This window comes from Mucilaginibacter sp. P4_G9 (genome assembly GCF_056400985.1).
Map to the genome: position 1 here is coordinate 1 of NZ_JBFUKF010000600.1, position 2,263 is coordinate 2,263.

Annotated in this window: 1 protein-coding gene and 1 pseudogene; both read left to right on the forward strand. The window is 42.5% G+C overall.

Going from position 1 to position 2,263, the window contains the following annotated elements; all coding sequences use genetic code 11:
- Nucleotides 1-866: pseudogene (locus AC1DPZ_RS25760) on the forward strand (SusC/RagA family TonB-linked outer membrane protein); the annotation flags it as partial.
- A 10-nt stretch (nucleotides 867-876) separates the two neighbouring features.
- The coding region (locus AC1DPZ_RS25765; protein WP_477408870.1) for a RagB/SusD family nutrient uptake outer membrane protein at nucleotides 877-2,263 on the forward strand (1,387 nt) is incomplete at its 3' end.

Genomic DNA, 2,263 nt, shown 5'->3' on the forward strand with positions numbered 1-2,263 from the left:
GTTCTGTAGACTATTTCAATAAATCAATCAGTGATCTGCTGTTTTACCAGGATATTGCGCAGCCAGCTCTTTCCTCAAGAATATACAGGAACCTGGAGGGTAATGTTATAAATAAAGGTGTTGAAGTTGGTTTAAACTTTGCCGCAATTCAGGGCCCTAAATTTACCTGGGACATAAGTTATAATATGACCTTGATTAAAAATACGCTTAAAAACTTTAAAAACTTTATAGTTACAGGAAATATTGATGGGCAGGGTTTGTCTGGGGCCTATTCTCAACTCATTACCAATGGCCAGCCGCTTTACACATTTAACGTTCCAAACTACGCGGGCTTAGATGCTAATGGTTTCGGTATTTACCCTCAGGGGATTGACGTTTCTTCACTACAAGGCAGTCCAAACCCTAAGTTTACAGCCAGCTTAACCAACAATTTCACTTATAAAAACTTCAACCTAAGTTTCTTTCTGAATGGGGCAACCGGTTTTTATATTTATAACAACACAGCCAATGCGTTCTTTTACAAAGGCAACCTTGTTAGTGGTCGTAACGTAACAAAAGATGTAGCAGCATCTAACGAAAATCCGCTTAACTCCGGTGAGGTATCAACCCGCTTCCTTGAAAAAGGCGATTTTTTAAGACTAAGCAACGCAACAATAGGATATACCTTCCCGCTTAAAGGAAGCAAAATTAAAACCTTAAGGGCATCTATAACCGGTCAAAACTTATTTCTTATCACCAGCTATTCTGGCTTAGACCCGGAAATTAACACAGACAAACAAAGAAATGACGTAGCTTCAAAAGGTATAGATTATACATCTTATCCAAAAGCACGAATATTCACATTAGGCGTAAATGCAAGTTTTTAAAAATATGAAAATGAAAAATATAATCTCACGAGCAATCATATGCGGCATAGTTTGTATAACTGCCGCGGGTTGCACAAAACTGGATGAGAAGCTTTACGGTTCAAAGTCAATAGCCGGAACCAGCGCTGGTTCTGCCGAGCTGGGTGGCGTTTATTCTCAATTAAACGGGCAAGCCGACCAGGCAAACACCYATGCATTGCAGGAGCACCCTACAGACGAAATGATGGGTCCGACCCGCGGTACAGACTGGGGAGATTTTGGTACCTGGCGTAAACTGCATACGCATACCTGGACGCCTACACATAACCAGATTAACGATACCTGGGATCAGTTAAATATTGGTATATTCCGTGCTACACAGGTTATTAGTAAAGCAAGTGACAATAATATTAAAGGCCAGGCAAGCTTTTTACGCGCCTACTTTATGTTCCAGGTTGTTGACTTGTACGGCCAGGCCCCTTTCCGCGATCCTAATGGAGCTACCTCAGATATCCCTACTGTTATGAGCCGTGCTGAGGCTACAGCCTTTATTATTAAAGACCTGGAGTTTGCCGAAGCCAATCTTCCTGCAACTTCTGCAAACATCGGCGTTGCTAACAAGATAGCGGCAGAGGCTCTGTTAGCAAAAGTGTATCTGAATAAAGCGGTGTATACTTCTGCTACTGTAGGCGGCCCTTTCACGTTTGCAAAGGCAGATATGGATAAGGTTATTGAATATGCCAATAAAATTACCGCAGCGGGTTATTCTCTTGAACCTGCCGGTAAATATTTCCAGGATTTTGCATGGGATAACTCAGAACAATCTCATGAAAATATTTTTGGTATATATAATACAACAACGAATGCACCGGGTTCTGCAAAAAACCGCTGGAGAATGGGTTTACATTATAACCAAACACCCGATGGCTGGAACGGCTTTACTACCCTTGCCGACTTTTATAATTCATTTGAAGCAACTGATGAACGCCGCGGCGTTGCGTACCCGGGTTTGACTGATAAAGTTGGTTTAAGAGCGGGTTTTGCCATTGGGCAGCAATATGGCCCCAATGGTAAGGTTTTAACTCAGCGTAGTGGTAAGCCACTAATCTTTACCCCCCAAGTGGATCTTAACTTCTCTACTGAAGCTCAGGGTATCAGGGTATTTAAATACTTCCCTCAGCCATCTGCAAACAATACGGTTAATGATGATAACTCGTCTAACGACTACGTAATTTTGCGGTACGCGGATGTGTTACTTGAAAAGGCCGAAGCTATTATGCGCGGCGGTACCGATCCGAACGGACAAACACCCTTGGCAATTGTAAACTTGCTACGTATACCTCGTGGTGCAAGTGCTTTATCATCTGTTGACGCAACAGTGATGCTTGCCGAAAGAGGCCGTGAGCTTTATTACGAAG